The following is a 747-nucleotide window of genomic DNA, read 5'->3' as shown; positions in this document are numbered from 1 at the left end:
GGGTCGGAGGCCGCAGAGCGGCTCCGAGGCCGTCGATGCCTTCGCGTGCAACGAGGTGCGCCTGCTCATCTCGATCCTGGCCTACCAGCTGATGCACATCGCCCGCCGCGCCATGGCCCGGGCCACCGGCACCGGCTGGAGCCTGCGCCGCCTGCGCGAACGCGTGCTCCGCGCCGGCGCCAGGCTCGTCCTCTCGGGCCGCCGGATGACGCTCGCGCTCTCCAGCAGCGCCGTGCCCTTCTGGGCCGTGCTCTGGCCGCGGATCGCCCGGATGCACTGGGCCGGGCCCTGACCACGACCGCCTGAACATCTCCGGCTCCGACACCCCCGCCGCGCCCGGCGGCCCGGTCCGACGCGGACCGATACTGCGCATCGACCGCACTCGCGCCGTCTCGCACGCCATACTCGCACCCCGTACGTGCATCGCGCCGCTCAAAAGGCCCTGCACAACCATCGACCGGGCCTTCACGACCAGCATACCACGACCGAGCCCGTCGCTCAGACGCATTCGGTGAATACTGCGGGGTGAACGCAAACATGCGGCGCACCTCGCAGCGACCGCGGAGAGAACCCCGGAGCCCGGCACGCAGGATGAACCGATGCAGATCAGCCCTCGACCAAGGCGATTAGAGCTATGCCGGGAAATGGGTGATGGGGCCTGCGAAGGCGGCGTATCGTGGCCGGTGATGAAGCCTGCCAGAACCTCCCGAAGGAGCGATACGCCATGGACGACGATACCACGATCAC

General features: G+C 69.6%; 1 protein-coding gene. It reads left to right on the top strand.

The annotated features are described in order from the left end of the window. Window positions 1-292 (top strand): transposase (locus tag DLJ49_RS21350; RefSeq protein WP_199533480.1); only part of this gene is annotated, 292 nt, incomplete at its 5' end. Window positions 293-747: the final 455 nt, after the last annotated feature.

Origin of the sequence: Rhodovulum sp. 12E13 (genome assembly GCF_003340565.1) — a bacterium.
Classification (GTDB): domain Bacteria; phylum Pseudomonadota; class Alphaproteobacteria; order Rhodobacterales; family Rhodobacteraceae; genus HLUCCA09.
Note: the sequence above shows the minus strand (reverse complement) of the source record. Positions and strands in the feature narration are given on the sequence as shown.